Annotated in this window: 3 protein-coding genes; all 3 read right to left on the bottom strand. The window is 60.6% G+C overall.

All coding sequences use genetic code 11. The features are described 5' to 3' along the window. Positions 1-56 precede the first annotated feature (56 nt). Positions 57-605: an adenine phosphoribosyltransferase gene (locus ACW9HX_RS28935; protein WP_457383195.1), complete on the bottom strand. Its 549-nt coding sequence runs from the start codon at positions 603-605 to the stop codon at positions 57-59. A gap of 78 nt (positions 606-683) precedes the next feature. Next, complete coding sequence (gene fnr / locus ACW9HX_RS28930) at positions 684-1,418, bottom strand: fumarate/nitrate reduction transcriptional regulator Fnr (protein WP_007951654.1); 735 nt, start codon at positions 1,416-1,418, stop codon at positions 684-686. 181 nt (positions 1,419-1,599) lie between these two features. Then, positions 1,600-2,982, bottom strand: coding sequence for an oxygen-independent coproporphyrinogen III oxidase (gene hemN, locus ACW9HX_RS28925; RefSeq protein WP_457383194.1), 1,383 nt, complete (start codon positions 2,980-2,982; stop codon positions 1,600-1,602). Positions 2,983-3,139 lie beyond the last annotated feature (157 nt).

The following is a 3,139-nucleotide window of genomic DNA, read 5'->3' as shown; positions in this document are numbered from 1 at the left end:
AATGCGGTCAAATGTGGGAGCGGGCTTGCTCGCGAAGGCGTAATGGCAGGCGCCGTTTACTTGTCGGTCAACGCAAACTGCGTCAGGCAGAACGTAGGAATTCCGATGTCTTCCAGACGCTGCGAGCCACCCAGCTCCGGCAGATCAATGATCGCCGCCGCTTCATGAACGCGGGCGCCCATTCGACGGATCAGGTTGGCCGCTGCGATCAGTGTTCCGCCGGTGGCGATCAGGTCATCGAACATCACCACCGAATCGCCTTCGCACAGGCTGTCGGCGTGCACTTCGAGGAACGCTTCGCCGTACTCGGTCGCGTAGCCTTCAGCCAGTACGTCCGCCGGCAGCTTGCCTTGTTTGCGGAACAGCACCAGCGGCTTGTTCAACTGATAGGCCAGCACCGAACCGATCAGGAAACCACGGGCATCCATCGCGCCGATGTGGGTGAAGTCGGCTTCCACGTAGCGGTGGGCGAAGCTGTCCATCACCAGGCGCAGGGCCTTGGGCGACTGGAACAGCGGGGTGATGTCGCGAAAGATCACGCCCGGTTTCGGGAAATCGATCACAGGGCGGATCAGGGATTTGATGTCGAAGGAGTCGAAGACCATCGTCGAGGTGTCCTGGCAGGGCTGCAAACGGCGCAGTATACCCGCGGCTGAAACGATACGCTCGGCCGCGGGTAGAGATCAGACTTCGAGCGAGCCGCCAGCCAGGGCGCAGAGCTGGATCGGGTCGAGAATGTGGATTTCCTTGCCCTCGGCGGCGATCAGTTCGTTCTGCTGGAAGCGGGTGAAGACCCGGGACACGGTTTCCACCGCCAACCCCAGATAGTTGCCGATTTCATTGCGCGACATGCTCAGGCGGAACTGATTGGCCGAGAAACCGCGAGCGCGGAAGCGGGCCGACAGGTTGACCAGGAACGTGGCGATGCGCTCGTCGGCGGTTTTCTTCGACAGCAGCAACATCATTTGCTGGTCGTCGCGGATTTCCCGGCTCATCACTCGCATCAACTGACGGCGCAGCTGCGGCAATTGCAGGGCCAGCTCGTCGAGGCGTTCGAACGGAATCTCGCAGACCGAGGTGGTTTCCAGCGCCTGGGCGGAAACCGGGTGTTTCTCGGTGTCCATGCCGGAGAGCCCGACCAGTTCGCTCGGCAGGTGGAAGCCCGTGAGTTGTTCTTCACCGGTATCGCTCAGGCTGAAGGTCTTCAGGGCGCCGGAGCGTACTGCATAAACGGAATCGAAGGTGTCGCCCTGGCGGAACAGGAACTCACCCTTTTTCAACGGGCGGCCACGTTTAACGATTTCGTCCAGCGCATCCATGTCTTCCAGATTCAGCGAAAGTGGCAGGCAGAGAGGGGCCAGGCTGCAATCCTTGCAATTAGCCTGGTTGTGAGCGCGCAGTTTAACTGGCTCGGACATTTCTTAAATCCTTGTGGGAAAACACACATAAGCCGTAAGGGTAACCCAGGGGAGGACATTCAGGCCAGCCTGTGGCGAGATTGCCCCGCGGGCAAAAAGCCGCAGAGCAAAGCACTGACCTGTTGTGATGGGTTGACCTGCAAGGAAACGGCTTCATGGTGTGCACGCAATTGATGACGCTTCAGATCACCCGGGAAAAACGCTGACGGTTCTGCTGTTCCAGATACGCGTCGAACACCATGCACACCGAACGCACCAGCAGCCGCCCGGCCGGTAGCACGTTGATTCGTTCGCGATCCAGCTCAATCAGCCCATCCTTGGCCATGCCTTGCAGCTGTGGCCAGAGCGCGCCGAAGTAGCCCTGAAAATCGATGTTGAACGTGCGCTCGATTTCGGCGAAATCCAGGCTGAAATTGCAGATCAGTTGCTGAATCACCGCGCGGCGCAGGCGATCGTCGGCGTTGCATACCAGGCCACGACTGGTGGCCAGTTGCGCGCCGGCGAGGGTGTTCTGGTATTGATTGAGGTCGCTGCTGTTCTGGCAGTACAGATCGCCGATCTGGCTGATGGCCGATACGCCCAGGCCGATCAGGTCACAGTGCCCGTGGGTGGTGTAGCCCTGGAAGTTGCGTTGCAGGGTCGATTCTTCCTGGGCAATCGCCAGCTCATCGTCGGGCAGGGCGAAGTGATCCATGCCGATGTAGCGGTAGCCGGCGGCGGTCAGTTGTTCGATGGTGCGTTGCAGCATCTCCAGTTTCTGCGTCGGGCTCGGCAGTTCGTTGCCGTTGATCCGCCGCTGCGGCATGAAGCGTTCCGGCAGGTGCGCATAGTTGAACACCGAGAGCCGGTCCGGTTGCAGGCTGATGACTTCCTCGACGGTGCGGGCGAAGTTGTCCGGGGTCTGTTTGGGCAGACCGTAGATCAGGTCGATGTTGATCGAGCGAAATTGCAGGGTGCGTGCGGCGTCAATCACCGCGCGGGTTTCTTCCAGGCTTTGCAGGCGATTGACCGCCCGTTGCACCGCCGGGTCGAGATCTTGGAGACCGATGCTGACCCGGTTGAAACCCAGTTCGCGCAGCAGGCCCATGGTCGACCAGTCGGCTTCGCGTGGGTCGATTTCGATGCCGTAATCGCCGGAGTCGTCATCCAGCAGATTGAAATGCTTGCGCAGGTGCGCCATCAGTTGCCGCAATTCATCGTGGCTGAGAAAGGTCGGAGTGCCGCCGCCGAAGTGCATTTGCTCGACTTTCTGCGCCGGGTCGAGGTGGCAGGCGATCAGCTGGATTTCCTGCTCGAGCCGTTGCAGGTACGGCAGGGCGCGGCCGCGATCCTTGGTGATGACCTTGTTGCAGGCGCAGTAGTAGCAGATGTTCGCGCAGAACGGCACGTGCACGTACAGCGACAATGGGCGCAGCGCCTTGCGGCTGTCGCGCAGGGCGTGGAACAGGTCGAAGGTGCCGACCTGACTGTTGAATTGCACGGCCGTCGGGTACGAGGTGTAGCGCGGCCCCGCCAGGTCATAGCGGCGGATCAAATCGGTGTCCCAACGAATGGCGTCGAGCATGCGGGCATTCCCCCCGGATAGGCTGGCAGTGTGGCGAGTCTAGGGGAGGGCGCGGCAGGGCATCTTGATTTGTATCAACGGGGAGGATTTGTATAAGTCATGCGGCCCCATCGCGAGCAGGCTCGCTCCCACAGGAGATTTGTGGCGTACACAAAAC

The sequence above is a fragment of the Pseudomonas sp. SDO52101_S400 genome, assembly GCF_054071635.1.
Note: the sequence above shows the minus strand (reverse complement) of the source record. Positions and strands in the feature narration are given on the sequence as shown.

What these genes read in the sequence shown, in the direction of transcription:
- hemN (WP_457383194.1), bottom strand. Translation starts at nt 2,982, where the DNA reads ATGCTCGACGCCATTCGTTGGGACACCGATTTGATCCGCCGCTATGAC.
- fnr (WP_007951654.1), bottom strand. Translation starts at nt 1,418, where the DNA reads ATGTCCGAGCCAGTTAAACTGCGCGCTCACAACCAGGCTAATTGCAAG.
- ACW9HX_RS28935 (WP_457383195.1), bottom strand. Translation starts at nt 605, where the DNA reads ATGGTCTTCGACTCCTTCGACATCAAATCCCTGATCCGCCCTGTGATC.